The sequence below is a fragment of the Actinocorallia lasiicapitis genome, from assembly GCF_054778695.1.
In genome coordinates this window covers 15,843-40,288 of record NZ_BAAGZI010000015.1, presented here as the reverse complement: position 1 = coordinate 40,288, position 24,446 = coordinate 15,843, and the positions used below count along the sequence as shown (strand labels likewise).

18 protein-coding genes are annotated in these 24,446 nt (G+C 66.4%); 10 read left to right on the top strand and 8 right to left on the bottom strand.

The window, feature by feature from the left end; genetic code table 11:
- Positions 1-1,420: 1,420 nt before the first annotated feature.
- Both istB and istA read right to left on the bottom strand, forming a co-directional pair.
- On the bottom strand, positions 1,421-2,236 hold the full coding sequence (istB, locus tag ACYVE7_RS03715; RefSeq protein ID WP_460363092.1) for an IS21-like element helper ATPase IstB: 816 nt from the start codon (positions 2,234-2,236) through the stop codon (positions 1,421-1,423).
- Positions 2,236-3,462: an IS21 family transposase gene (gene istA, locus ACYVE7_RS03710; RefSeq protein ID WP_460363091.1), complete on the bottom strand. Its 1,227-nt coding sequence runs from the start codon at positions 3,460-3,462 to the stop codon at positions 2,236-2,238. Before istA ends, istB begins: the two co-directional genes overlap by 1 nt.
- A 1,306-nt stretch (positions 3,463-4,768) precedes the next feature.
- Here istA and ACYVE7_RS03705 point away from each other — a divergent pair.
- The 6 genes from ACYVE7_RS03705 to ACYVE7_RS03680 all read left to right on the top strand — a co-directional run bounded on the left by ACYVE7_RS03705 (position 4,769) and on the right by ACYVE7_RS03680 (position 12,021).
- Positions 4,769-5,926 (top strand): MFS transporter, encoded by a 1,158-nt coding sequence (locus ACYVE7_RS03705; RefSeq protein ID WP_460363090.1) that lies wholly within the window; start codon positions 4,769-4,771, stop codon positions 5,924-5,926.
- Between the two features lie 52 nt (positions 5,927-5,978).
- Positions 5,979-6,326 carry a hypothetical protein gene (locus ACYVE7_RS03700; RefSeq protein ID WP_460363089.1) on the top strand — a complete coding sequence of 116 codons (348 nt, stop codon included), beginning with the start codon at positions 5,979-5,981 and terminating at the stop codon, positions 6,324-6,326.
- A gap of 355 nt (positions 6,327-6,681) precedes the next feature.
- Positions 6,682-9,360, top strand: coding sequence for a hypothetical protein (locus ACYVE7_RS03695; RefSeq protein WP_460363088.1), 2,679 nt, complete (start codon positions 6,682-6,684; stop codon positions 9,358-9,360).
- Positions 9,361-9,403: 43 nt separating this feature from the next.
- Entirely contained in the window at positions 9,404-9,940 is a 537-nt protein-coding gene (locus ACYVE7_RS03690; RefSeq protein ID WP_460363087.1) for a hypothetical protein, read from the top strand.
- Complete coding sequence (locus tag ACYVE7_RS03685; RefSeq protein WP_460363086.1) at positions 9,930-10,715, top strand: class I SAM-dependent methyltransferase; 786 nt, start codon at positions 9,930-9,932, stop codon at positions 10,713-10,715. Before ACYVE7_RS03690 ends, ACYVE7_RS03685 begins: the two co-directional genes overlap by 11 nt.
- Positions 10,716-10,947: 232 nt before the next feature.
- The gene (locus ACYVE7_RS03680) at positions 10,948-12,021 is read left to right on the top strand and encodes a hypothetical protein (protein WP_460363085.1); all 1,074 of its coding nucleotides are present in this window, start codon (positions 10,948-10,950) and stop codon (positions 12,019-12,021) included.
- Positions 12,022-12,184: 163 nt separating this feature from the next.
- Here ACYVE7_RS03680 and ACYVE7_RS03675 read toward each other — a convergent pair whose 3' ends face one another.
- The 3 genes from ACYVE7_RS03675 to ACYVE7_RS03665 all read right to left on the bottom strand — a co-directional run bounded on the left by ACYVE7_RS03675 (position 12,185) and on the right by ACYVE7_RS03665 (position 13,615).
- Entirely contained in the window at positions 12,185-12,352 is a 168-nt protein-coding gene (locus tag ACYVE7_RS03675) for a DUF397 domain-containing protein (RefSeq protein ID WP_460363093.1), read from the bottom strand.
- 190 nt (positions 12,353-12,542) lie between these two features.
- Positions 12,543-12,767, bottom strand: coding sequence for a DUF397 domain-containing protein (locus tag ACYVE7_RS03670; RefSeq protein ID WP_460363084.1), 225 nt, complete (start codon positions 12,765-12,767; stop codon positions 12,543-12,545).
- Positions 12,764-13,615: a helix-turn-helix domain-containing protein gene (locus tag ACYVE7_RS03665; protein WP_460363083.1), complete on the bottom strand. Its 852-nt coding sequence runs from the start codon at positions 13,613-13,615 to the stop codon at positions 12,764-12,766. Before ACYVE7_RS03665 ends, ACYVE7_RS03670 begins: the two co-directional genes overlap by 4 nt.
- 130 nt (positions 13,616-13,745) lie before the next feature.
- On the opposite strand from ACYVE7_RS03665, the gene ACYVE7_RS03660 reads away from it, so the two are divergent.
- Positions 13,746-14,162: an ATP-binding protein gene (locus ACYVE7_RS03660; RefSeq protein ID WP_460363082.1), complete on the top strand. Its 417-nt coding sequence runs from the start codon at positions 13,746-13,748 to the stop codon at positions 14,160-14,162.
- Between the two features lie 33 nt (positions 14,163-14,195).
- Here ACYVE7_RS03660 and ACYVE7_RS03655 read toward each other — a convergent pair whose 3' ends face one another.
- The 3 genes from ACYVE7_RS03655 to ACYVE7_RS03645 form a co-directional block, all read right to left on the bottom strand.
- Positions 14,196-16,322 carry a carbohydrate-binding module family 20 domain-containing protein gene (locus ACYVE7_RS03655; protein ID WP_460363081.1) on the bottom strand — a complete coding sequence of 709 codons (2,127 nt, stop codon included), beginning with the start codon at positions 16,320-16,322 and terminating at the stop codon, positions 14,196-14,198.
- 11 nt (positions 16,323-16,333) lie between these two features.
- Positions 16,334-17,218: a carbohydrate kinase family protein gene (locus tag ACYVE7_RS03650; protein WP_460363080.1), complete on the bottom strand. Its 885-nt coding sequence runs from the start codon at positions 17,216-17,218 to the stop codon at positions 16,334-16,336.
- 384 nt (positions 17,219-17,602) lie between these two features.
- On the bottom strand, positions 17,603-20,932 hold the full coding sequence (locus ACYVE7_RS03645; RefSeq protein WP_460363079.1) for an alpha-amylase family glycosyl hydrolase: 3,330 nt from the start codon (positions 20,930-20,932) through the stop codon (positions 17,603-17,605).
- Positions 20,933-21,226: 294 nt separating this feature from the next.
- Here ACYVE7_RS03645 and ACYVE7_RS03640 point away from each other — a divergent pair, with 294 nt between their 5' ends.
- The 3 genes from ACYVE7_RS03640 (at position 21,227) to ACYVE7_RS03630 (ending at position 24,429) form a co-directional block, all read left to right on the top strand.
- Positions 21,227-22,525, top strand: a complete 1,299-nt coding sequence (locus ACYVE7_RS03640) for an ABC transporter substrate-binding protein (protein WP_460363078.1) — start codon at positions 21,227-21,229, stop codon at positions 22,523-22,525.
- A gap of 84 nt (positions 22,526-22,609) precedes the next feature.
- Entirely contained in the window at positions 22,610-23,575 is a 966-nt protein-coding gene (locus ACYVE7_RS03635; protein WP_460363077.1) for a carbohydrate ABC transporter permease, read from the top strand.
- A complete protein-coding gene (locus tag ACYVE7_RS03630) occupies positions 23,572-24,429 on the top strand; it encodes a carbohydrate ABC transporter permease (protein WP_460363076.1) in 858 nt (285 codons plus the stop codon). The genes ACYVE7_RS03635 and ACYVE7_RS03630 overlap by 4 nt, the downstream gene beginning before the upstream one ends.
- Positions 24,430-24,446: the final 17 nt, after the last annotated feature.

Sequence of the window (24,446 nt, the reverse complement as noted above, 5' to 3'; positions counted from 1 at the left end):
CCCCACCGACCCCCCAAAGCACCCCGCCCAACCACAAGATCGCGCCGACCTACGGCATGTCGCCCGCCCCACCAGCCCCAAAGGGCCGACACGCCGCATCTCAACACGATCACAACCACCAGGGGCGGAGACGGAGCTCAGCCAACGTCGACCCGAAACTCGTCCGCTCTTCCGCGTCCAGCCCTCCCAGAGCTACCACTCCACCGAGAACAACTACTTTTCGAAAGACGTCTCATGGACGGCACAGCCCAGCCGCTCGTCACGGCCCGAGGAGACCGGGCCGGCCGTTCCCCCGCCCGCGCCGAGCCATCCGCAGACACCACCCACCCGCAAGATCACGTCGACCTGCGGCGTGTCGCCCGTTCCGCCCGCCCCAAACAGGCAACACGCCGCATCTCAACACGATCACAACCACCAGGGCCGGAGACGGGGCTCAGCCAGCGTCGATCCGAAGCTCGTCCGCTCCTCCGCGTCCAGCCCTCCCAGAGCTACCACTCCACCGAGAACAACTACTTTTCGAAAGACGTCTCATGGACGGCACGCCCCAGCCGGTCATCACGGCCCGAGAAGACCGGGGCGCCCGTGCCCCCGCCGAGCCATCCGCAGACACCACCGACCCGCAAGATCGCGTCGACCTGCGGCATGTCGCCCGTTCCACCCGCCCCAAAGGGGCGACACGCCGCACCTCGACGCGATCACGACCACCAGAGTCTGGCGAAGCTGAGCCGACGTCGAACCGAACCGCCCCTCCACACCCAAGCCAACCCACCCCGGGCGACCCATCACGCCGACAAGCACAGAACCAACCCGTCCACCCGTACGCAAGATCGCGTCGAACTGCGGCGAGTCGACCGATTCACCCGCCCCAAACAGGCAACACGCCGCACCTCAACACGATCACGACCTGCAGGGTCGGAGGCGGAGCTGAGCCGACGTCGAACCGAACCCAACCGCCTCCGTCCCTCCACCCCAGGCCAACCCACCCAGGGCGACGACCCATCACGCCGACGAGCGCAGCCATCCCGTCCACCCGCCACCCAGCCGAAAGATCGCGTCGAACTGCGGCGTGTCGCCCGCTTCACCTGGTCCGAACAGGCGACACGCCGCAGCTCGACACGATCACGACCAGCAGGGTGGGAGCTGACGTCGAATCGGAGCACCTGCGTCCTTCCGGGTCCAGGCTGGCCGACCCAGGGCGACCCATCGCGACGGCGAGCAGCGCCATCCCTGTCGCGACCTCCCCCAAGCCACAAGATCGTGTCGAACTGCGGCGTGTCAACCGTTTCGCCAGCCCCAAAGGGGCGACACGCCGCACCTCGACACGATCACGACCAGCACGGTCGGAGGCGGAGTGTCAACGTCGCCTGAATCCTGACCCCCTATGGGCGTCTGAACTGTGACCCCCTGATGTTGTTGTTGGTTACTGTTCGTGGTCGTGTTTGGTCGCTGGTGGGCGGCCGAGGTCGCGGTTTTTGAGGCGGTAGCTGTCTCCCTTCATGGAGATGACTTCGGCGTGGTGGACGAGCCGGTCGATCATGGCTGCGGCGACGACGTCGTCGCCGAAGACCTCTCCCCAGCGGCCGAAGGGCTTGTTGCTGGTGACGATCAGGCTGGCGCGTTCGTAGCGGCTGGAGACGAGTTGGAAGAAGAGGTTGGCGGCCTCTGGCTCGAAGGGGATGTAGCCGACCTCGTCCACGATCAGGACCGGGACGCGGGAGAGCTTGACCAGTTCGTCCTGCAGTTTCCCGGCTGCGTGGGCGGCGGCGAGCCGGTCGACCCACTGGGCCGCGGTCGCGAACGCGACCCGGTGACCTGCCTGGCAGGCCCGGATGCCCAGCCCGATCGACAGATGCGTCTTGCCGGTGCCCGGCGGCCCCAGGAACACCACGTTCTCCTTGGCGGCGACGAAGTCCAGGGTGCCCAGGTGGGCGATGACCTCGCGTTTCAGGGAGCGTTGGTGGTCGTAGTCGAAGTCCTCGAGGGCTTTGCGGGAGGGGAAGCGGGCGCCGTGGATACGGGCTTCTCCGCCGTGGGAGTCACGGGCGGCGACCTCGCGTTGCAGGCAGGCGGCCAGGAACTCCTCATGCGTCCACGACTCAGCCCTCGCGCGCTCGGCGAGCCGGTCGATCGAGGCGGCCACCGACGGCGCTTTCAACACGCGGGTAAGGTAGGCCAGTTCGGCCTCGACGTTCCTGCCGCTGCCGGCAGCACTGCTCTTGGCGCTGGTGGCGGCCATCAGGCGACCCCGTCCTGGAGGCCGAACAGGGCGTCGTAGTCGGTGAGCTGCCGGAATTCCACCTCGGTCTCGACGGGCCGGACCGGCGTGAGTACGGCAGCCCGGCTCATCTGCTGAGCGGCGGCCCGGTGGGCTGGGTCGGTGATCGTCTGGTGGATGTCCCAGCAGCGCGGATGTTCCGCGACGATCTGCCCGCCGCTGGTCACCCTCACCTGCTGGAGGTCGGCGGTGACCTCGACCAGCCGACCGATCGCGCCGGGGTGGACGGAGTAGTCGTTGGAGAAGATCCGCACGTAGTGGTCGCGGGCCAGCCTGGTTGAGGTCCTGGTCCCGGTCACCGGTGCCACCGGCGGCAGGGCGATCATCGCGGCCCGGTCGGCGGGCAGCCGGTCGATCGGCCGGCACTCGATCCGGCGGTGATGCCGCTGGTTCGCCCGCTCCAGCCAGTCGGTGAGCTGGGCGTTGAAGTCGTCGGGGCCGGTGAAGGACCGGCCCGGCAGGAACGAGGTCTCCAGATATCCGTTGGCCCGCTCGACCAGGCCCTTGGCCTCCGGATCGCGGGGCTTGCACTGCTGGATACGTGCGCCGAGCGTCCCGCGGAACGAGTTGGCCTCGGCGGTCAGCCGGGGCCGTCCGCTCTTCCACGCCCCGATCGCGCCCTCGTTGTCCCAGACCAGCGTCTTGGGGACCGCGCCCAGCCCGGCCAGCAGCGCCCACATCCCGGCGAACAGGTCACCCGCCCCGCGCGAGGGCACCATCTGCGCCATCAACCAGCGCGAATAGCCGCAGACCATCACCAGGACCGGCAGCATCACCGCCCGGTCCGCTGCCACCGGCACCCGGGTCACGGGGAACCAGAAGTCGCATTGCGCGAGCTCGCCCGGCAGATACGTCGTCCGCGACGCCGGGTCGGTCGGCTGGTACTCCGGCCGGATCTGCCGGACCCGGTCCTTCAACACCGTCATCGACCTCCTCCACCCGATCCGCTCCGCGATCACCGTCGTCGGCATCGTCGGGAACTCCCGCAACAACTCACGGATCTGCGGCTCGACCGCGTCCACGATCGACCCCTTGGACGGCCGTTCATATTTCGGCGGCTCATCCGCCGCCAACGCCTTGCGGACCGTGTTCCGTGCAACACCCAGATGCCGAGAGATCGCCTTGACCGGCATCCCCTCAGCCCGATGCAACCGACGGATCTCCGCCCAGTCCTCCACCTTGATCACCCTCCAGAGAATGGAGGGGGTCAACATTCAGCCGCCGCCCGGGGGTCAGTATTCACGCGTCGTCGACACGGAGCCGAGCCGACGTCCAACCGAACCGCCTCCTCTGCTTCCACGCTCAAGCCGGACCGCCAAGCCGGACCGCCCAGAGCGGACCGCTCAGAGCGGACCGCCCAAGCCGGACCGGTCAGAGCGGACCGGTCACTCCGACGAGGACCGCGCCATCTCTATTCGCACCCGCCCAAACTCAAGATCGCGACGAGCTGTGGCGTGTCGACCGCTTCACCTCGCGCGAACGGGCGACACGCCGCAGTTCGACACGATCATGAGTGGCAGGTTGGACCCGGAGTTGAGGCAGGTTGGACGTGGAGTTGAGTCGGTGTGGGATCGAAGGCCGGCCGCGCTTCCGCGTCCGGGCCGGTCCTTGCGGAGCTGCCGGTCACGCCGGTGCTTGTGGGGCCGCCCGTAGCGGACGGCTGGGGCCAAGATCGCGGCGAGCTGCGGCGTGTCGACCGTTTCATCGGGGCCGAACAGGCGACACGCCGCAGCTCGACGCGATCATGGTCGGGGGGGGTGGGGGCGGAGGGAAGCCAATGTGGGATCGACGGCTGTCCGCGCCTCCCGTTCGGGCTGGTCGCAGTCCCTTGAACCGTGGGGACTTCGAGATTGATGGGTCATGCCGGGGCGATGGAGTTTTCCGTCGATCCTTCGCTGCTGGTCGCCGCGATCCTTGACGGCCCCTGCGACGAGCTCGGCGAGCGCCTCCGTCGTTGGTCGTCGTCGACGGGTTGAGGCGGTCGTGCCGGTGCGCGCGGGGCCGTCCGCAGCTGCTGTTCTGGCTCAAGATCGCGGCGAGCTGCGGCGTGTCGACCGTTTCATCGGGGCCGAACGGGCGACACGCCGCAGCTCGACGCGATCATGAGCGGAGGGGGTGGGGGTGGGTTCTGGAGGGGTCGTGGGGTGGGAGGCGGGCTGCGTTCGGGCGGGTGGATTGGCGTTCCGCGTTCTGTCGAGGGAGGCACCGGTATGCCGAGCCGGGCTGTCGAGGGAGGGAGGGGAAGGTGCGCTGAGTTGGGGTCGCTGCTTGGGACCACGGTTGTCGAGGTGCGGGGATCGCGTGGTTGGGGTGGGCAGGGACGGGAGGATGTCATGGTTGGGTGAGTTTGGGGGGGATGGGTGGGTGTTAGGTTGGTGGGGTGAGTGCTTTCCAGCCGAGTTAGGGCGTTGCTTTCGCGCTTTCCGTCTTTGGGCGACGTGCGCGGTGGGGCGTCCTGATTGTTCTGTGTGCTGGGAGATCCTGGTTATGGGTGTGGGGTTTCGTGCTGCCTTGGTGCCGTTCGCGGCGAGTCTGGTGGGGCGGTTGGTTTATGCGGCCGAGCCGCTGATTCTGTTCACGGTCGTGGTGCGGGCCACCGGGTCGTATGGGGTCGCGGGCGGGGTCAGTGCCGTGTTCGGGCTGGTGTGCGCGGTGACGATCACCGTCAGAGGGCTGCTGATCGACCGGTTCGGGCCCGGGACGGTGATGGCGGGGCTCGGGGTCGGATATCTGGGGTCGATCGGGGGGTTGCTCGCGTCGGTGGCCGCGGGTGGACCGCAGTGGACGTTCTGGGTGCTCGGCGGGGCCGCGGGGCTGTTCGCGCCGCCGATGGGGATTCTGATGCGGGTGCTTTGTGGGGATTTGGTCGCGCCGGAGCGGCTGCCGCGGGCGCTCGGACGTGACGCGGCGGCCGAGGAAATCATCTTCGTGGCGGGGCCGCTGGTCGGGGGGATGGCCCTGGCGGTCGCGCCGGCGGCGAGTGCGTTGCTGGTGACGGCTTCGGTGATGGCGGTGTCGGCCATCATGCTGGGGCGGTTCGCGCGAAGGGTGCGGATGGCGCGTCCGGGACGTCCGGCTTCAGGGGCTTCGGCGCGGGAGGTGTTCGGCGGGCTGGCGCCGGTGCTGCTCGGCGTCGCCGGGCTGGGGGCGTCCATGAGCATGGTGTGGCTGGCGGTCGTCGCCCTGCCCGACGCGCTGCCGGGCGGGCCTGGCACGCTCCTCGGCCTGCTGGGTTTCGGGAGCGCCGTCGGTGCGCTGGTTCATGGTCGCCTGCGCCGTGCCGACGATCCCGTCCGCCGGATGCTCCTCTGCTGCGCCGGAACCCTTCCGGTCCTGCTGCTGCTGATCGCGCTCCCCCACCCGGGCGCGTGGGCGTTCCTGCTGCCCGCGCTCGGCGCGACGAGCTCACCGGTCGTGATCAACGCTTATCTTCTGGCGAGTGAAGTCCCGGACCGGCTCCGCGCCCAGGCCAACGCTTGGATCAGCACGTCGCTGAACGCGGCGTCGGCTCTGGGGACGGCGACGGCCGGGCTGCTCATCGACGCGTCCGGTCCGGCTGCTCCGCTGGTCGCGGGCATCGCGTTCCTCGCTCTGCTCGCCACGTCCGCAGCCGTTCTGCGTCGCGTTCCCTCGCCGGCTCCGGTCCACTGACGCGCAACCACTTAGACGGTAGTGTCTTTCTGGTTCGGCGGGAAGAGCGCGGATGAGCAGGATCAGGTATCAGGGGTATGGGTGGGCCAGTCCCGTTCTGCTGCTCGCGCTGCCCTTTCCGCTGGCCGCCGTCGCCACGTTGTACGCGCCAGGCGCGCTGTCGGGGGCGGTGGCCGCGCTCGTCATGGAGGTGGGCGTGGTCGCCAACTACCTGGTCGGGGTGCGGGTGAACTCGACGGTCACCTCGGCGGGCCGCGTGTTCCACGATCGCCATACCTTCCAGCGTGCGCCGATGCAGAACGCTTCGTTCTTCTTCGGCGTCATCTGGCTGATCCTCGCGGTGGCCGCGACATCGCTCATCTCTATCGCAGAGCCGCCCAGACCAACGGAATCATCCTGAACTTGGGCACAATGGGCCGTCGCCCCTTACCGAGGGCGGCCAGGTAGAGCGCTGCGCGAGCAGCTGCGCCGCGACGATCCCACGGCCGCTAAGCCGACGTCCACACGCCCGCCACCAGACGACAAGATTCAGACGATCGCCGAAGCAGCCGGAAACCGCTCGCGATCGGCGGCAACGCCCGGAGCCTGCATCTCTTAGATCTCGGCTGGCAACGATCGAGCAGCTACCACCACTGCGGATCATAGAATCATCAATGATCCGAATTTCGGCCGTCCTAAATAACTCCCGCTAGCACAGGGGTGAAAATATCGACCCGGACTAGCTACGATCTCCATGAGCCCACCTTGGAGGAACGTTGGTCGAGGTGCATCATGTCGGGGGCGCGCTTAACGCCTCTGGAAATGTCATACTGCTGCATGGTCTAGAAGGCGACTGGGAGGATACCTGGTCCCAAAGAAAGAGCAGCGGCTTCTGGCCGAGCTGGCTATCCGAAGATCAGTCCGACCTCGCCGTTTGGTGCGCCGGGTATCCAGCTGCGGCCACGCGCTGGCGTGGCAAGAGTATGCCGATCAGGGATCGCGCAACCAGCCTGCTCAGCGCCCTAGCTGACGGTCATGAAGCGACCGAGAAGCCGTTCATCCTCCTCGGTCACAGCCTCGGCGGCCTACTGATCAAGCAGATGATCCGGCATAGCCATACGATGGGCGACCAGTATTCAGGGTTCACAGACCAGCTGGCCGGCGTCATCTTCATCTCAACTCCGCACACCGGCTCCGGGCTGGCCTCGTTGGCTGGCTATCTTCGGTCAATCCGGTCCACGCCGCTGTTTCGTGAACTTGAGAGCGATCACGCATATCTACGCGAACTGGACGATTGGTATCGAAACTATGCAACCAGGGAGTCCGTCCCCTGTCTTAGCTTCTACGAGAAGCAACTCACCAATGGCCTTCGTGTCGTTGGGGAATCTTCAGGGGATCCGCATCTCCCAGGATCAACGGCTATACCGGTAGATGCCAACCACAAGACCATTAGCAAATTCAGCGATCGACTTGATCTTACTTACGTGCGGGTGCGACGCTTTGCGATGAGAAGCGTCAGCGAGAAGGCTACAGACAGTAGGGGTTCCCCCATGCCTCAACAGGTGATCAAGACTTCCATCGCAGTCGTCCATTCCGTCGAGAGCATTTCACCATCAGCAACCTGGTCCGACGCAAACCGCGTTGCGGAACTGGCACTCCTGGCCTTGCTCTCCGAGCAACTCCCGACCGGTGGGTGGACTCGTTCGCTGGCTCATTGGATGACAAGCTACGCCGAGGCCTCGACTGCTTCTCCACCAGACCGCCCAGCAATGCGAGTTCATGGCGGAATTGATGTTACATGCGCGGCGCTCAATAGAATCATCTCTCTTCGAGAGCTTACTTCCCAACGTCTACACAATGCGCTCAAGGTTCCCCTGCAGTCTGGTTCCCATTTCTTGCGAACCCGGACACCAAGCGGCGGTGCAGTGGGTGCAACAATCCAGACTAGGACGACGCCCAGCGAAGTTAGGGTCAGGCATACTGCGATCACACTGTCAACATTGATTCGCCTGCAGCGTTCCCTCGGGGAATCCGACCCTTACCCTGAGGTAATTCGCTGCGCGAGCTATCTCACCGAATCGCTAGATCGCTGGCGGCAGGATACCTCGGGTACATTCGGAGTCCTGGCGGCATCATGGGGCCTGCTTGAACTTCTGGTCCAGGACCACGGACTTCTCGGCTCTCACCTCGCCGAAGAGCTACAGCACCGCCTCTCAACGACTGTGGAGGAGATAGCTCAAGCGGTTGCCGACCAGGTAAGTTCCATGCCGCCGGAAACTCTACCGCAGAAATCTTGCGCACGCTTCGGTACCTATGGGAACCTTCCCGCCCTCGCGCAGTCAAGCTTTCTCTTCGGTGCCAGCCAGCTAATATCTCTCGGCTCGGGGCGCCTACCTGTCGGACTGGCTCAGCAGAGGGTCCTCGAACAGGTCCTGGCGACCTGCCGAACCATCGCAGAAACTGTTACCACTGGGCAAGGGCTGAGCAATGGCCTACTCTCCGTACCAACCCCAGAAGGCCCGCAACCAGACATCGGCCTGAGTATCCAAGCTCTCTCCATCTTCGAGCGTATTCGTACGAGTTCGGCGATCGGACATGAACAATTCGGCGCGGCATCGAACCACCTCCGGCACGCGCTGATTTCCTCCTTTAACCTAACTGACGAATCGGCCATATCACGTCGTCTTCGATTCACCCATGGAGTAGCGCTCGCGGGCCTCTTTGACGAGGACGATATCTGCCAGACGGTTCGCGCTGAAAACGCGTTGCATCTCATCGCTTCAATATCTAATGTGGGGACGCTCAGCCAACGAGCGATCACCAGCCTGATCACCGACTGTGCTGGCTACAGGAGCGGCCATGACGTTACCGAACCGAGTAAGGCATGGGGGCGGTGCTGGGGACGGGTACTCGAAGGCGGATATTACCCCGATTCAATCGATGAATCAATCGCGAAAAAAAGCACGACCTGGTGTCCGCATAATTTGAGCATAGAGTCGATCCTGGCCTTGAATTCTGTAGGAAATGGCTCGCTCTGGTCGGTCTCTGACGCCGAACTTTGCGCTGGCATTCCCCCCACGATCGACCAAATCCCCGTTAACGTGGACACGGACTGGCGCGCGCTTCCTATAAACAAACGCTACAACTTCATCTATCTCTCGACCGCCGCAACTTCCTCCAACCTGACTACACTTCTCGCCGCATTGCGGTTCGCTCACGATTCAATGGTCGGCCCAGATTCTATCGGGGTTTTCTGCGTGCGCATCGGAGATCATCGCCTGGTCACCGACCATGGCGAGCGTGTCCTGTTCGTGGAGAGCACGACTCGACTCGAGCAGATCCTGAATGAATGTGGCCTCAGGATGTTGAGTATCGACAATAGGTTCGAGTCAATCGATGGCGTCGAATCCGTAGTGAGATTCGGCCAGCGTTCGTCTAAGCAGACTTATATATGATCCAGTTTTGATCATTGGAAGACAAGGAGGGGAATTTTTACCAGTGAGCAACTTCTCGGCAAGTGAAACCTGCCCGTTCGAAGATCCGCTTATTATTCGCGATCTTGCAGAACCTGTCGCAACGGAACCGTTTCGACGTGGCGAAGGCAGCCGACCCTGCATGAATTGCAGCCTACCCGACAGTACATATATTTGGACCGATGACCGTTGGCGGATTCGAGCGAAGGATCCGACCTCGCTCCCGGGCACTGTAATCCTCGAAACACGTGATCACTACGATTCTTTCATGGACCTCCCGGGCCAACTCGTCGGCGAATTTGGCCCGTTGGCGGCACGGGTCGAGCGTGCGATTATGTCCATTACAGGAATTGCCCGCGTCCACGCGCTCCGATGGGGCGATGGGAACGCCCATTTCCATATGTACTTTTATGCGAGACCTTACGGGCAGATGCAGCTCAGAGGTACATTCATGGAGATTTGGGAGCTACTCCTCCCCGAGGCATCGGCCGATATCATCAGAACGTCGGGAGCTCATATCGCGCATCAATTGCACGAAAATCAGGAGCACATTGAAATCTGACGAGTACCGTACGCTTGACCGCCTAAGAATACGTCAGAAGGTTCATCTCGTTCACAGTGACCCACCTGATGATGTTGAGCTCTCTACACTCGCAGTCGCCCCTGCCTTCGATGGCGCAAAGGTCCTTGACGTCGGCACTGGAACCGGATCATTTCCGGCCATGTTGAACGATCGCTACTCCCTCGGCCGACTTGTCGGCCTGGATCTGTCCGCCGCGGCAGTGGCTGCCACAAGGGCTCAAGGGATTTCTGCAGTCCAAGCCGATGTTCAAAGGCTCCCCTTTACCGGCAAGACTTTCGATCTAGTCTACGCCCGACACATGCTTGATCACGTTCCTGACGTCTTGACCGCAGTCCAAGAATGTCGGCGTGTACTGCGTGACGGCGGAAGCCTCGTCGCTGTATTGAATCGCGCAGGTCAAGCCTCCAAGCTTAGTGGACTCCTGATCGAATGCGTGACCTCCCACGACATTGATCTACCGGCCGAAGACTGGGTCAGTGCAGACGCCGAGACGATCATGAACCCCCTTTTCGAAGTGTTTAAAAATGTAAATATCGAGGATTTTCACGGGTCCCTTACCTTCACCGAGGCAGCACCGCTGATAGAATTCTCCGTTTCTCTACTACATTTCTACGGTGTAGCCATCGATCACCCTCGTCACGGAGAAGTAGCCGAGTCGGTGGCAGCAAAGATCACTCGCCGGTTTGCTGTACCAGGATTTGTATGGCGCGACAGAAAAGGATATTCCGTGGCGGTATCGGTCAGGGCTGACTGATACCCGCTAGATCTACTTATCGCGCGACGAAATTTCGCGTTTGAATGCTGCCTCAAGGTGGCGAAAGGTGCGACGTCCGGCCTCGACTACTCCTCATATCGTGGGCGAACCTGCGACGGCAGATGGCGGCGGCTGGTCACGTGAAGGATTCTCAAGAGTGCCAGAATGGGGCGTCCGGTAGGAGATTTCTGTGATGCGGGTTCTTTTTGTTACTGGGTTGCTGGTTGGCTCCTTGCCGGGGACAGCGGGGGCGGCGGAGCGGGAGTGGCGGTCCGAGTGGCGGGTGGTCAAGCAGACGAGGATTTCGGGGAGTGAGTTTCTGGTCGATGTCGCCGCGGCGGGGAGGCGGGCGGCGTGGGCGGTCGGGTGGCGGGAGGGGGCCGACAAGACGGTGGCGTACCACTGGGACGGGCGGAAGTGGCGGCGTACGAAGCTGCCGAAGGGGGTCGGGGAGTTCGTTCAGCTCGCGGCCGCGCCGCGTGCCGGGGGGTGGCTGCTCGGTTCCTGCGCGCAGGTCGAGAACGGACACTGCCATAAAGGGACGAAGTCCACGATTCTTCGGTGGACGGGACGTGCCTGGAAGCCCGTCCTCAAGAGCGGGCTGCTGCTGAACGAACTGGCGGTCGCCGGGGGCAGGGACGTGTGGGCGTTCGGGGCGGGGCGCGATCGGAAGAAGGCTCTGCACTTCGACGGGCGGCGCTGGCGGACCGTGACGGTGCCGGGGCAGGTCGTTGAGGCGGCGGCGGTGTCCCGGGACGACATCTGGGCGGTCGCCGGCACCGACCACGCCGACCAGGAACCCGCGCCCGACACGGTGCTCCACTACAACGGCAAGAAATGGCGGACGTACCGGGACGTTCTCCCCAAGGACAACAGCACGCGCACCGGACGACTGCGTGGTGTCGCCGTGGTCAAGGGGAAGCCGCTGTTCACGGGCGCGTTCCACTACGGCTACAAGGAGAAGGGTTTCCTGCTGCGCCGCACTTCGCGCGGTTGGGCCCGCGAGCAGCCGTCCGCGTTCGACGGCTGGATCCCCAACGCTCCCGTCCCCGACGGCAAGGGCGGCCTGTGGGCCCGCCTCTTCGCCTACGACGACGAGAACAGCTCCGACGCCCTCGCCCACCGCAACAAACAGGGCAAATGGACTGTCTTCCCGGTCTTCGACGACGCCACCGGAACCTCCCCGCACAGCGTCTACGCGGTGGCCCCCGCCTACCCCGGCACCTGGGCCGTCGGCCTCCGCGTCATCCCCCTCCCCGACGATCAAACCGAGTACGACGGCTTCATCGCCCACACCCGCCCCTGATCCCCACGCCCGGCGCACCCGTCGCCCCGGCCGCCGACCTCGGACTCCCCCACCTCACCGACCCGCCGCACGTTCCGCTGCCACGCCCCTACCAACACGAGATCGACGTCAGCGCAGCCCCCGACGCCCTCCCCCACGAGCACGCGAGCCGCACAGGCTCGCGTCAGCACATGAGGCAGGTGACGTGGCAACGCCATGCGCGAAACGTCAAAGTGAGGTGCGCGTGATGCGGCCGCCTGGAATCGCGGACCGCCACGTGGAAAGCAGCGGCAGGACGCTCGACGCATTCCCCTTCGGCATTTCCGCAGAGTGCTCTACGCCAGGTGAGCATCAGCAGAGCATCCGTTCTCAAGAGAAACGACGAGCAGCGCCAGTTGCGCGGCATCGAGGCGAGGTGCGGATGATGCGGGTGCTGGAATCGCGGACGGCCGCGTGCTGAGCGGCGGCTGCGAGCTCCACGCATTTCGGCCTCCGCGTGGTTGCCGTGCGGGCTCATACGCCGAACCGGCAGCGGGTCGGTCTCAGTTCTGGAGCGAAGTGACGAGTTCGCGCCAGGCACGGGGCGTCAAGGACAGGTGGGGGTGGTGCGGATGCTTGGAATCGCGGACGGCCACGTGCCGAGCGGCGGCGGCGAGCTCGACGCAGGCGCCGCCCTCGTCGGAGCTGTGGGTGCTCTTGCGCCAGGTGAGTGCGGTGCCGGACGAGGTGGCTTGGCGCGCGACGTTGGGACGGAGGGCAGAGCTCATAGATCCGACAGTATGCCAAGGATGAGATCCGCGCTGGCGGCCGGGGTGAGGACTGAACCTGCGACGAGAGCGAAGGTTTCGTCATAGCGATGGATCTGCGCGGAGTCTTCAATGAACTGCCGGTCGAAGAGCTGCTCGAGCAGCAGGACGCTGAGATTCGAGCGGGCCAGGCGTATGAGGCTGTGCGAAGCTCCCAAGGCGAACTCGCTGGCGAAAGGGTAGATCTGGATCGTGATCCTCGGATCGTCCGCCGCATCGAGGAGCCTTCGGAGTTGTACCTGCATCGTCTTGCGGTCGCCGATTCCCGAGCGGAGGACGGCTTCGCTGAGAATGGCGTGGAACTCCAGTTCGTCGGATCGGTCAAAGATCGCTTTCCGCGCCATCCGGAACTGCACGTAGCGCTCCAGGTCGGGCTCGCCGGTATGGCGCAGGGGGTTGTTGATGATGGCGCGTGCGTAGTCCTCGGTTTGCAGGAGACCGCAGACTCCTCCCATGGAGATCTGACGGATTCGGTCCGCTCTGAACTCCAAGGAGCAGGAGTCCAGAGCGGACGGCGAGACCAGGTCAGCGAACTCGATCCACCAGCCCTTGTGAATGTCCTGACGCGCGAGTTCCAGCAGGCTGCGAACGTCGGGGCTCGTCATCTCGGCCCCGTAGGCGTAGAGGATCTGCTGGAGATCGCGAGGGCGTAGCGGCTGGCGAGCGTTCTCGATCATGCTGAGCGAGGAGGCCGAGCGGTCCAGGAGCCGCCCAGCCGTGACCAGCGTAATATTCTTGGATATGCGAAGCTCATAGAGGTATCTGGCGATATGTCGCCGTCGCGCGCTCGACTGCGGATCTCCCTGCATGGCACGAGCCTGACACGCTGCGCAGTCGTTCTGGGCTGGAATCCGGCAGCGCTGAAATTTCAATTCGCGCGTAATCCTGTGCCCCGACCTCAGAGCCGCGCGCGGCGGGTTTCGGCGTCAATGTGGGGGCATGGACGAAGAAGAGGTGGAGCTGGTCGGGGTGTTGACGTTGCCTGGGCATGTGCGGTCGGTGCGGTTCGCTCGGGGGTTCTGCAGGGACATGCTCGGGGAGCGGTTTCCCGGTCTCGACGACGTGCAGATGTGCGTCAGCGAGGCCGTGACGAACGGCGTCGTGCATTCGCGGTCGGGGAAGGGCGGGAAAGTGTCGGTGGCGTTGTACGCGCTGCCCGACGGTGTCGTCGTGGAGGTCGTCGACGACGGGAGCGAGAACGGGGATGTTCCCGTGGTCCGGTGCGATCCGGACGGCGAAGGCGGGCGCGGACTGCACATCATCGACGCCCTGGCACGGAAATGGCGGGTGCGGAAAGCAGGAGACGCGACGCACGTCGCGATGGAATTCGACGGGCGGATTCCGCGGGAACGGTGAGGGGAAGGGCGACGAGCCCTTCCCCTCATTTCGTTACTTCCAGGAGTCGGTCAGGGTGTGGGTGGGGTTGGTGCCGGTCGTGTAGGTGCGGTTGGCGCCGGATTCCCAGGTGACGGCACCGGAGGGGTCCTTCTTGATGTACTTGTACTCGAAGGGGGTGGACTTCGGGAGGGCGATCAGTTTGGACCACACCGGGTAGGCGGAGCTGGAGAGCGGGATCGCGTTGGCGGGGTTCCAGGAGCCCAAAGACGGGATGCTGCCGACGACGTAGACGTTGGTGCCGAAGACCGTGGTGGCGGTCGTGTTGAAGGTGACGTCCGTGGTCGTCGGGGCCGGGTCGCCCGTGGTGACGCCCGCGACCGACCAGGTGCTGGTCAGGGTCTGGTTCGTGGTGCCCGTGTTGACGGTGCGGTTGGCGTTGGCCTCCCAGGTGACGTTGCCCGAGGAGTCCTTCTTGATGAACTTGTAGGCGAGGGTGGTGTTCTTCGGCAGGGTGACGGCCGCCGACCAGGTGCCGGAGCCCTGGGACGTCAGCGGGATCGCGTTGGCCGGGGCCCAGGAGCCGAGGGCGGGGTTGTCGCCGACCACGTAGAGGGCGGGGCCGGTGCCCGCGCCGGTGACCTTGAACGTGTCGGAGACGGTGGTGCCGTCCGAGGGCGTCGGGTCGACGCCAGGGCGGGCGTTCGCGTGGATCGCGACCGCGCTGTTGGCCGGGATCGAGACCGTGGCCTTGCCCGCCGCGACCGTCACGGCGGTGCCGGTGCAGCCCGTGGACGTCGCGACGCCGGAGATGACGTCGCAGTAGGCGCCGTCCGCGAGGCCCGTCGTGAACTCGGACGAGGCCGCGCTGCCCGAGTCGTTGATGCCGATCCAGGCGCGGTCGCCTCGGTGGAAACCGATCACGTCGCTGTTGACGACCTTGAAGTCGGCGACCGACTTCACCGGCCGGGCCGTGTTCGCCCAGCCGACCATGCCCTTGATCGACGTCGACTGGGTGAGGCAGGTCCAGGACGCGCCGCAGCTCGTCGCCGTCACCTGGCCGCTGCCGTCGGCGGGCGGTGAGGCGTTCCGGTTCGTCCAGGTGAAGCTGTCGTACACCGACGGCTTGCCGTGCGGGTAGGCCAGCGCGAAGTAGTTGGCCAGGGTGTAGTCGGCGCCGTTCTTGTACGACAGGACGACGCCGTCACGCTCCAGATCATGGTTGGTGACCATGGCGAACACGTTGGCGCTCGGCGCGTCCAACGCCCAGCCGCCGACGTTGGCGAGGTTCGCGATCGACCCCTGGAACGCCGACCGGATGCCCTTCGCGTACCCGAAGTCCAGGACGTCGCCGTTGCCGGTGAACGCCGCCGCCTTGAGCGCGGCGTTGCTCGCGCCGTCGAAGATCTCCTGCGCGACGTACGGCCGCTTGTTCTCCGCGACGGTGTTGTTCAGCCTGCTCAGGATGTCGGCGAAATCGTCTTTTCTGATGTGTTTGACGGCGTCCACCCGGAAGCCGTCGACACCGATCCCGATCAGGTCGTTCAGATAGGCCGCGATCTTGCCCCGGACGCTGTCCTTCTCGGTGTACAGATCCGAAAGGGACAGCAGTTCACAGCCCGTCACCTGGGCTTCGTTGTTCCAGTCGTTGATCGCGCCGCTGGTCGGGCAGGGGTCGCCCGGGTGGTGGAAGTCGCCGTTGCCGTAGGGCACCGCCGGGTAGGAGTAGCCGGTGAACGCGGTGCCCGCGTAGCCGGTGACACCGCCGCCGTTGTTCGTTCCCGCCATGTGGTTGACGACCGCGTCCACATAGACGCGGACGCCCGCGTCGTGGCAGGCCGCCACCATCGCGGTGAACTGGGCGCGGGTGCCGAACCGTGAGTCGAGCCGGTAGGACACCGGCTGGTACACCTCGTACCAGGGGTGGGCGCCGTCCGCCGACGACGGCAGGCTCACCGACTCCTGCGGCGGCGCGACCTGCACCGCGCCATAGCCGGCCGGGCCGAGATGGGTGGTGCAGGCGGAGGCGACGGACGGCCAGTTCCACTCCCACAGGTTGGCCGTCACCTCGCTGTCGTTGAGGGTGACGGCCGCGTTGGCGGTGCTCACCGCGATCGAAACGAGGCCGGTCGCGGTGAGCGCCGCCGCCGCGAGCACGGCGCGGATCTTCACTCTGGACATGCGTTGCCTTCCTAGGGGGTGGGGGCGAGCCGGGCTGCCAGCTCGGGGAGGCTGATGAGGGCTTGGTGGGTGCCGGCCGCGCCGCACGCGTGCAGCCCGGCGACCGCACCGGCCCGCACGCACGCGGCGACGGGCGCGCCGCCCAGCCAGGCGTGCAGAAACGCGGAGACGAACGCGTCGCCCGCGCCATTGCTGTCGATCACCGCTCCGCCGGTGGCGGGCGGGTAGGCGAGGAGTTCCCGCTGGTCACGGGTGGCGTAGCGGCCGCCGTGCTCGCCGTCCATGACGACCACGATCCGCGCGACGCCGTCGGCGAAGATCCGTCCGACGGTCGCGGCCTCGTCCTTCAGAGCCGTCCCGCTGACGAACACCACGTCGGACTTGAGCGCGAAATCCCGTTGGTAGGCGTCTTCGCCGTCCCAGTCGTGCAGGTCGGTCGAGGTCGTGACGCCCTCGGGCAGCGGGTACACATGCCGGGCATAGTCCATGATCGACACATGGACGTGGCGGGCCGCGATCCCCTCGACCAGCCCGTCGGGCAGCCGCAGGCCGGGGGCGTCGCGTCCGTCGTAGAACGACATCCGGCGGCCCTCGGCGTCAACGAGGTTCACGGCGCGCCGCGTGCCCAGCTCGCTGTGCACGAACAGGGTTTCGACACCCGCCGCCGCCAGCCGCTCCCGGACGAGCGCGCCCTGCGGATCGTCGCCCAGGAAGTCGACGATCCGCACGGCCATCCCGAGGGCGCGGCAGCCGAGCGCCACCCCGTTCCCGGTGTGGCCGACGTAGTCGGTGATACCGGGCGTCATCACCGAGTCGGCGTAGGGCAGGGGCAGCCGGCCCGGCACGGTGACGATCGTGTCGACGCCCGCGCCGCCGATCACCAGGACGTCGTCCATCGGGGACCTCACTTCAGACGCCGGGAGCGTCGGCCGTCCGTACGGAGCAGCGCCGCCGTGCCGTTCACGTCCTCGGGCGGGAAGGGACTCGCGTTAACACCGTCGTGAACGGGGGGTGCGCTGATCAGGGACGCCGGTGGGGCGGCGGTTCTCAGGGCGAAGCCCATGGGTGCTCCCAGAAAAGGGGGGTACGGGGGAATGTCCGGACCGTCCCGCCAGCACCGGGGGACCGTGCAGTGACGAGCATCACCGATCCGCCCGACAACCGTCAAGAGATTGCAGCAAGATTTCCGCAAGCTCACTGCAAGGCGAACAGAAGTGGGCCCGGGACGCCGTTCCGGTGCTGGCGGAACGGGCCTCCGGGCCCACGTTTGCGGGGCGGGATCAGCGCTTGGCGACCCCGGTGGCGGTCAGCAGCGCGCCCGTGGCGGAACGCTCGATCGCGACGAGTGTGAACCGGACGGCCTTGTCCGCCAGCCGTGCGACGTCACGCGGATCGACGGTGAAGGTCCCGGTACCGGACGGCAGAAGCCGCAGCAGCCGCACGTCACCGGTGAGCTCGCCGTCGGCGACGGCCAGATCGTTGGTCAGCGAGTAGGCCAGCGCGTACGTCCTGCCGCCGGTCGGGCCGGTCTTCCAGGTGACGGTCGTGCCCGCGAGGGACGCGTCAGCCTTGGACAGGTCGGCGTCCAGGCCCGCGCCGCCGAGCCGCGGCAGCAGATAACCGGGGACAGCCGCCTGCGACCAGACCTCGTGCCCGAAGGTCGCCAGATCGAGCGACTGGTCGTCGGGCAGATCCTTCTCGCCGCCCTTGTGGAGGATGTAGCTGAGGGTCGTCGCGCCGGGGGCGAGCGGAACCTCGTAGTAGACGCCGTAGGCGTCGGTCCCCGCGGGCGTGATCGGGGTGTCCCAGCCGGTGGGGGCGGCGGCGCCCGTCCAGACGTGCAGGCCCCAGCCGTCGTAGTCTCCCGCGGGACGCCGGTAGTGGACGACGGCGACGTTGCGGGCGGCCGCCGCGCTCCGGTGGATCGTCTGGTCGCCGGAGACGACATAGGCGGCGGGCTGGGCGGACGGCGTGAAGGAGACGTCGCCCGTGTCCTTGGCGTCGCCCTTGTGGACGATGTAGTTGACCGGGGAGTCGCCCGACTTGAGGGGGATCTTCCAGTAGGCGCCGAACGCGTCGGTACCGTCCGGCAGCCGGGGCGCGGACCAGTCGGTGGCCGCCCCGTCGGCGATCGCGTCGCCCCACAGGTGCAGGCCCCAGCCGGTGTAGTCGCCGTCGGCGCGCTGGTAGTGGACGGTCGCGTACGGCACCGAAGTGGAGACGGTTTCGTTGCCTTCGGTCAGCCAGATCTCACCGTCGCGCACCACGTTGACGGTGTGCTCGACACCGTCGGCGGTGTCCCCGTGGTGCACGAGGACCTTCGCCTCCTTCGCGCCCGGCTTCAGCTTCACCCAGGCGAAGCGGCCGAACGCGTCCGCACCGGTGAACGCGGTGTCGGCGGGGGCCTCGACGTCGCCGGAGAAACGGGCCGTCCAGCCGTCGTAGGAACCCTGCCGCTGGTAGTGGACCAGCAGCCAGTCGCGGGTGACCGCGCCGGGCTCCGGCTCGGCGGGAACCTCGCCGACCGTGCCGGACGCCTCGGCCGTCGCGGTGCGGCCCGCGCTGTCGCGCACGGTCGTCCGGTAGGCGACCCGGGTGCCCGGCGCGATGCCGGAGACGTCGTGGAAGACACGGAACGAGCGGTTGTCGTCGGCGCCGAGCGGCTGCCACGGGCCGTCGCCGATCCTGGCCTGGAAGGCGACCTGGTCGAAACCGTCACCGGGGACCGTCGCGCCGATCTCGGCGCGGCCGAGCAGCGTGGCGGGGACCGTCGCGGTCACGGAGGGCGCGGCGGCCGGAGCCGCCAGCGGCGAGGCGGCCCGGTAGACGACCGACTGGAGCGGCGGCACCGAGACCGTGATCGTCTTGTCGTCCGCGCTGGTGACGGCCTCGCCGTCCGCACCGTACAGCGGCGCGAAAGCGGCGCCCGCGGCGAAGGTCGGGATCGTGACCTGCCGCGCGGCCGTCCCGTTGTTGACGGCCACGACGTACTCGACGTTCTGCCCGGCGGCGATCCGCGAGAACGCGTACACCCCGCCGTCGGCCAGCCGCTCGATCTGGGCGCCGTCCCGCAGCGCCGGATGCGCGGTCGTCAGCTCGGCGAGCCCCTTGATGCCCTGGTAGAGCGGGTGGCCGGTGACGTAGTTGTCCTGGGCCGCGGTCGCCGTGGTGCCGAGCTGGACGTCGTCCAGATAGGACGGCACCCGGGAGGCGAACAGCGAGGTGCGGGCGTCGGTGTCGCCGCCGTCGCCGGTGAAGCCCTGCTCGTCGCCGTAGTAGATCACCGGCTGGCCGCGGGTCAGGTACATGAGCTGGTGGGCGAGCTGGTCGCGCTTCAGCAGCTCCTCGGCCGACGCGTCCGGGTTGTCGCGCGCGACGAAACCGCCGATCCGGCCCATGTCGTGATTGCCGAGGAAGGTCGGCAGCGAGTAGGCCGAGGAGTCGGCGTCGGTGTACAGGTCGTCCTGGCCGTACAGCTCCTTCAGCCGGGACGCGGGCGCGCCGGAGACGAACGCGCGGGCCGTCTCCTGGAACGGGAAGTCCAGGACCGAGGGGAGTCGGCCCTCGGTGACATACCGGGAGGTGATCTTCGGGTCGCCGGAGTAGACCTCGCCGAACTGGAAGAAGTTCGGGTTGCCGCGCTGGGCGGCGTACGCCTGGATCTGCGGGGCGAACCGCTTCCAGAACTCGATGTTGACGTGCTTGGCGGTGTCGATCCGGAAGCCGTCGACCTGGGCGTCCTTGATCCAGTGCTCGTAGATGTCGGCCATGCCCTTGACGACCTTGGGGTGCTCGGTCATCAGATCGTCCAGGCCGACGAAATCCCCGGATTCGGAGCTCTCACCGGCGAAGGTCGAATCGCCGCGGTTGTGGTAGAGCGTCGGGTCGTTCAGCCAGTCGGGGGTCTTGCGCGGGGCGCCGGGCGCGATCTGCGGGGTGTAGGCGAAGGAGTTCTCGTCGAGCTTGGGGAACGGGCGGGCGCCGTCGGCGTAGTCGGCCTCGTCGAAGGGGTGGCCCTTGGTGTCGAGCAGCGGGTAGGACGCCTTCGGCCGGTAGGTGTAGGCGTTCTCCCGGTTGGAGATCACGTCGGCGGTGTGGTTGGTGATGATGTCGAAGAAGACCTTCATCCCCCGTTTGTGGGCCTCCTTGACCAGCAGTTTCATCTCGGCGTTGGTGCCCAGATGCGGGTCGATCCGGGTGAAGTCGGTGATCCAGTAGCCGTGGTAGCCGGCCGAGGCGTTGGCGCCCTCGCCCTGGACGGGACGGTTCTGGAAAGACGGGGTCAGCCAGAGCGCGGTCGTGCCGAGACCCTGGATGTAGTCGAGCCGCTGCAGGATCCCGGCGAGGTCGCCGCCCTGGTAGAAGCCCTTGGACGTCGGGTCGAGACCGGTGGTGAGGCGGTCGCCGGTCAGGCCGCCGGTGTCGTTGGCGCGGTCGCCGTTGGCGAACCGGTCGGCCATGGCGAAGTAGAAGCGCTCCTTGCTGAGCGTCGGACGGAAGGCCGCGGCGGGCGGCTCGGCCGCGGCCGGGATCACCGGCGGCAGCGCGACGTCGAGGGCGAGGGCGATGGCCGCGCGGAGCGAGCGGCGGCGCGGAGAGGACGGGGCCAAGACGGGCCTCCAGGCTCAGGGGGGTGGCTGGCAGCCGGAACCTACTCAAGTTCTTGCAGAACTTGCAAGACTTGCGCAGGGGCTTTCGGGGTGCTTTCAGACCCCGACAACTGCACAGAGCACCGGACTAACGCTCATAAACTCTGCAGGCCCACCCCGGGCGGACGTTAACAAGCCTGTAACGAACCTTGCATCTTCTTGCTGCAAGGGATTTACAGCCTTGCAGCCCGTTGCTAGCGTCCCCGGCACACCCCTCACATCCCCGTGAAAACCCTCATCTAGGAGGAACGCACAGTGCGGCTCACCCCTCTGGTCGGCGCGGTCGCCGGCCTTGCCCTTGTGCTCACCGCCTGCGGCGGCGGCAGCGACGACGACAAGCAGCCGGCCCAGTCGGCGGCCAAGCTGGAAGGCCGCGGCCCGATCACCTTCGTGACCGGCAAGGACACCTCCGGCAACCTGCAGAAGCAGATCGACGCCTGGAACGCCGGCCACCCCGACGAGCCCGCCAAGGTCATCGAGCTCTCCGACAAGGCCGACGAGCAGCGCAACTCCATGATCCAGAACGCGCAGGCCAAGTCCGACGCGTACACCGTCCTCAACCTGGACGTGGTCTGGACGGCCGAGTTCGCCGCCAACCGCTGGATCGCCGAGCTGCCCGAAGCCGACCTCGGCGTCGACAAGCTGCTCAAGCCGACCGTCGAGACCGGCAAGTACTTCAACAAGCTGTACGCCCTGCCGGCCGACTCCGACGCGGGCCTGCTCTACTACCGCAAGGACCTGCTCGCCAAGGCCGGCATCGCCGAGGCCCCCAAGACCTGGAAGGACCTGTTCGCCGCCTGCGACACGATCAAGTCCAAGGTCGCCGAGGCCAAGAGCGCCGACTGCTACGCCGGTCAGTTCGACAAGTACGAGGGCCTCACCGTGAACGCCTCCGAGGCGATCAACGCGGGCGGCGGCCAGGTCGTCGACGGCGCCACCGGCAAGCCGAACGTCAACACCCCCGAGGCCAAGGCCGGACTCGACGTCCTGGTCGGCGCCTTCAAGGACGGCCACATCAGCAAGAAGGCCATCACCTACACCGAGGAGCTCGGCCGCGCCGACTTCCAGGCCGGGAACCTCCTGTTCCACCGCCAGTGGCCGTACCAGTACGCGCTGGCCCAGGACAAGAAGGCCTCCAAGGTCGTCGGCAAGTTCGACGTCGCGCCGCTGCCCGGCGTGAGCGGCCTCGGCGTCTCCACCCTCGGCGGCCACAACTTCGCGATCTCCGAGTTCGCCAAGAACAAGGCCACCGCGGTCGACTTCCTCAAGTACATGACCAGCACCGAGGTCGAGAAGGCCAACGCGCTCGTCATCGGCAAGGCCCCGTCCGTCGCGGCCCTGTACGACGACCCCGAGATCGTCGCGAAGTTCCCGTACATGCCGGCGCTGAAGACCGCCATCGAGAACGCCCAGGGCCGTCCGAAGGCCGTCAAGTACGGCGACGTCACCACGGCGATCCAGGAGGCCGCCTACGGTGCGCTCACCGGGAAGACGACCACCGACCAGGCGCTCACCGACCTCCAGGCCAAGCTGGAAACCCTCACCCAGCAGTAGCTCCTGCGACGAACTGACGCGGCGGGGCCTCCCCTACCGGCCCCGCCGCCCAGTCCTTCCACCCCGTCGCTCAGGAGAGGACCGATGGCGACCATCCTCCGGAAACGACCGGCCACCGACCGCGGCACAGCGGGAAGACCCGCAGCGGACGGCTCGCGCCGGTTCGCGCTCTTGCTGCTGTCCCCCACCTTCCTGGTGCTGGCGCTGGTCGTCGGCTATCCGGTGCTGGCGGGGTTCCGTGAATCCCTCTACGCCAAGTCCGACGGCCTCACCGCCGACGGCTTCGTCAAGGAGGGCTCGGAGTTCGTCGGGCTGAAGAACTACACGGCGCTGTTCAGCGGCGACCGCGGCGACGCGTTCCTGAACGCCTTCTGGAACACGACGTTCTTCACCATCACCACCGTGCTGCTCGAGACCGTGATCGGGATCTGCCTGGCGCTGATCATGCATCAGGCGCTGCGCGGACGGGCGATCATCCGGGCCAGCGTGCTGGTGCCGTGGGCCGTCCCGACCGCGATGTCGGGCCTGCTCTGGCGCTGGATCTTCCAGCCCGACGGCATCGCCAACACCCTGCTCGGCCACCAGATCCTCTGGACCGCGGACGGCTTCCAGTCGAAGATCGCGGTGATCATCGCCGAGGTCTGGAAGACCTCGCCGTTCATCGGGCTGCTGGTCCTCGCGGGGCTCCAGGTGATCCCCAAGGAGGTCTACGAGGCGGCCTCCGTCGACGGCGCGACCGCCCTGCAGAAGTTCTGGCGGATCACGCTGCCGCTGGTCAAGCCCGCGCTCATGGTGGCCGTGCTGTTCCGGCTGATGGACGCGCTGCGCATGTTCGACCTGCCGTACGTGCTCATCGGCGGCCACAAGGACTCCGTCGAGACCCTGTCCATGCTCGCCTGGGACGAGGCGGGCAACCTGCGGTACGGGGTCGGCACCGCCTACGCCACGGTCCTCTTCGTTTACATCGCCGTCATCGCCTACGTCTTCGTGAAGATACTCGGCGCTGATGTGATCGGTACCGCCCGTGAGAACAGGAAGGCACGGAAATGAGCACAGCGCACATCGCGGCGGCACCGCGCACGGCCGTGCTCCGGCGGGTGCTCCCCTATGTGGGAGTGGCGTTCGTCCTGGTCTTCTGCCTCGCGCCCTTCTACTGGATGGTCGTCTCGGCGTTCCGCGCGCCCAGCGACCAGTTCGACTCCAGCGTGCTGCCGTCGCCCTGGTCGACCGAGAACATCCGGGCCGTGTTCGACCCGGACAACTCCTTCGGCCGGTCCCTGCTCAACAGCCTGATCGTGGCCGGTTCGACGACCCTGCTCACGCTGACCATCGCCCTGTTCACCGCCTACACGCTGGCCAGGCTCGACTTCCGCGGCAAGAACGCCGTCCTCGGGATCATCATCGCCACCTCGATGTTCCCCGGGATCTCCCAGGTCCTGCCGCTGCTCAAGCTGTTCACCGACTGGGGCTGGATCAACACCTACCAGTCGATGGTCGTGCCCAGCCTCGGCTTCGCGCTGCCGCTGGCGGTCTGGAACCTGACGGTCTTCTTCAAGCAGCTTCCGTTCGAGCTCGAACAGGCCGCCATGATCGACGGCTGCTCGCGCGGCCAGGCCTTCCGCAAGGTGATCATCCCGCTGGCCGCGCCCGGCGTGTTCACCACCGCGATCCTCGTCTTCATGATGGCCTGGAACGAGTTCATCATCGCGCTGTCCATGGTGAACAAGAAGGAGATGCAGACGGCGACCGTCACGATCTCGAAGTTCACCGGGATGCGCGGCTTCGACCAGCCGTTCGGCACCCAGATGGCCGCGGCCGTCGTCGTCACCGTGCCGCTGGTCGTGATGGTCCTGATCTTCCAGCGCCGGATCGTCGCGGGCCTCACGGCCGGCGGCGTCAAGTAACCACCACCTTTCTCGGG

Coding starts and splice junctions, on each gene's coding strand:
- ACYVE7_RS03670 (WP_460363084.1), bottom strand. CDS start 12,767: ATGAGCTCTGCCCTCCGTCCCAACGTCGCGCGCCAAGCCACCTCGTCC.
- ACYVE7_RS03635 (WP_460363077.1), top strand. CDS start 22,610: ATGGCGACCATCCTCCGGAAACGACCGGCCACCGACCGCGGCACAGCG.
- ACYVE7_RS03650 (WP_460363080.1), bottom strand. CDS start 17,218: ATGGACGACGTCCTGGTGATCGGCGGCGCGGGCGTCGACACGATCGTC.
- ACYVE7_RS03660 (WP_460363082.1), top strand. CDS start 13,746: ATGGACGAAGAAGAGGTGGAGCTGGTCGGGGTGTTGACGTTGCCTGGG.
- ACYVE7_RS03655 (WP_460363081.1), bottom strand. CDS start 16,322: ATGTCCAGAGTGAAGATCCGCGCCGTGCTCGCGGCGGCGGCGCTCACC.
- ACYVE7_RS03630 (WP_460363076.1), top strand. CDS start 23,572: ATGAGCACAGCGCACATCGCGGCGGCACCGCGCACGGCCGTGCTCCGG.
- ACYVE7_RS03675 (WP_460363093.1), bottom strand. CDS start 12,352: ATGCTCACCTGGCGTAGAGCACTCTGCGGAAATGCCGAAGGGGAATGC.
- istB (WP_460363092.1), bottom strand. CDS start 2,236: ATGGCCGCCACCAGCGCCAAGAGCAGTGCTGCCGGCAGCGGCAGGAAC.
- ACYVE7_RS03665 (WP_460363083.1), bottom strand. CDS start 13,615: ATGCAGGGAGATCCGCAGTCGAGCGCGCGACGGCGACATATCGCCAGA.
- ACYVE7_RS03700 (WP_460363089.1), top strand. CDS start 5,979: ATGAGCAGGATCAGGTATCAGGGGTATGGGTGGGCCAGTCCCGTTCTG.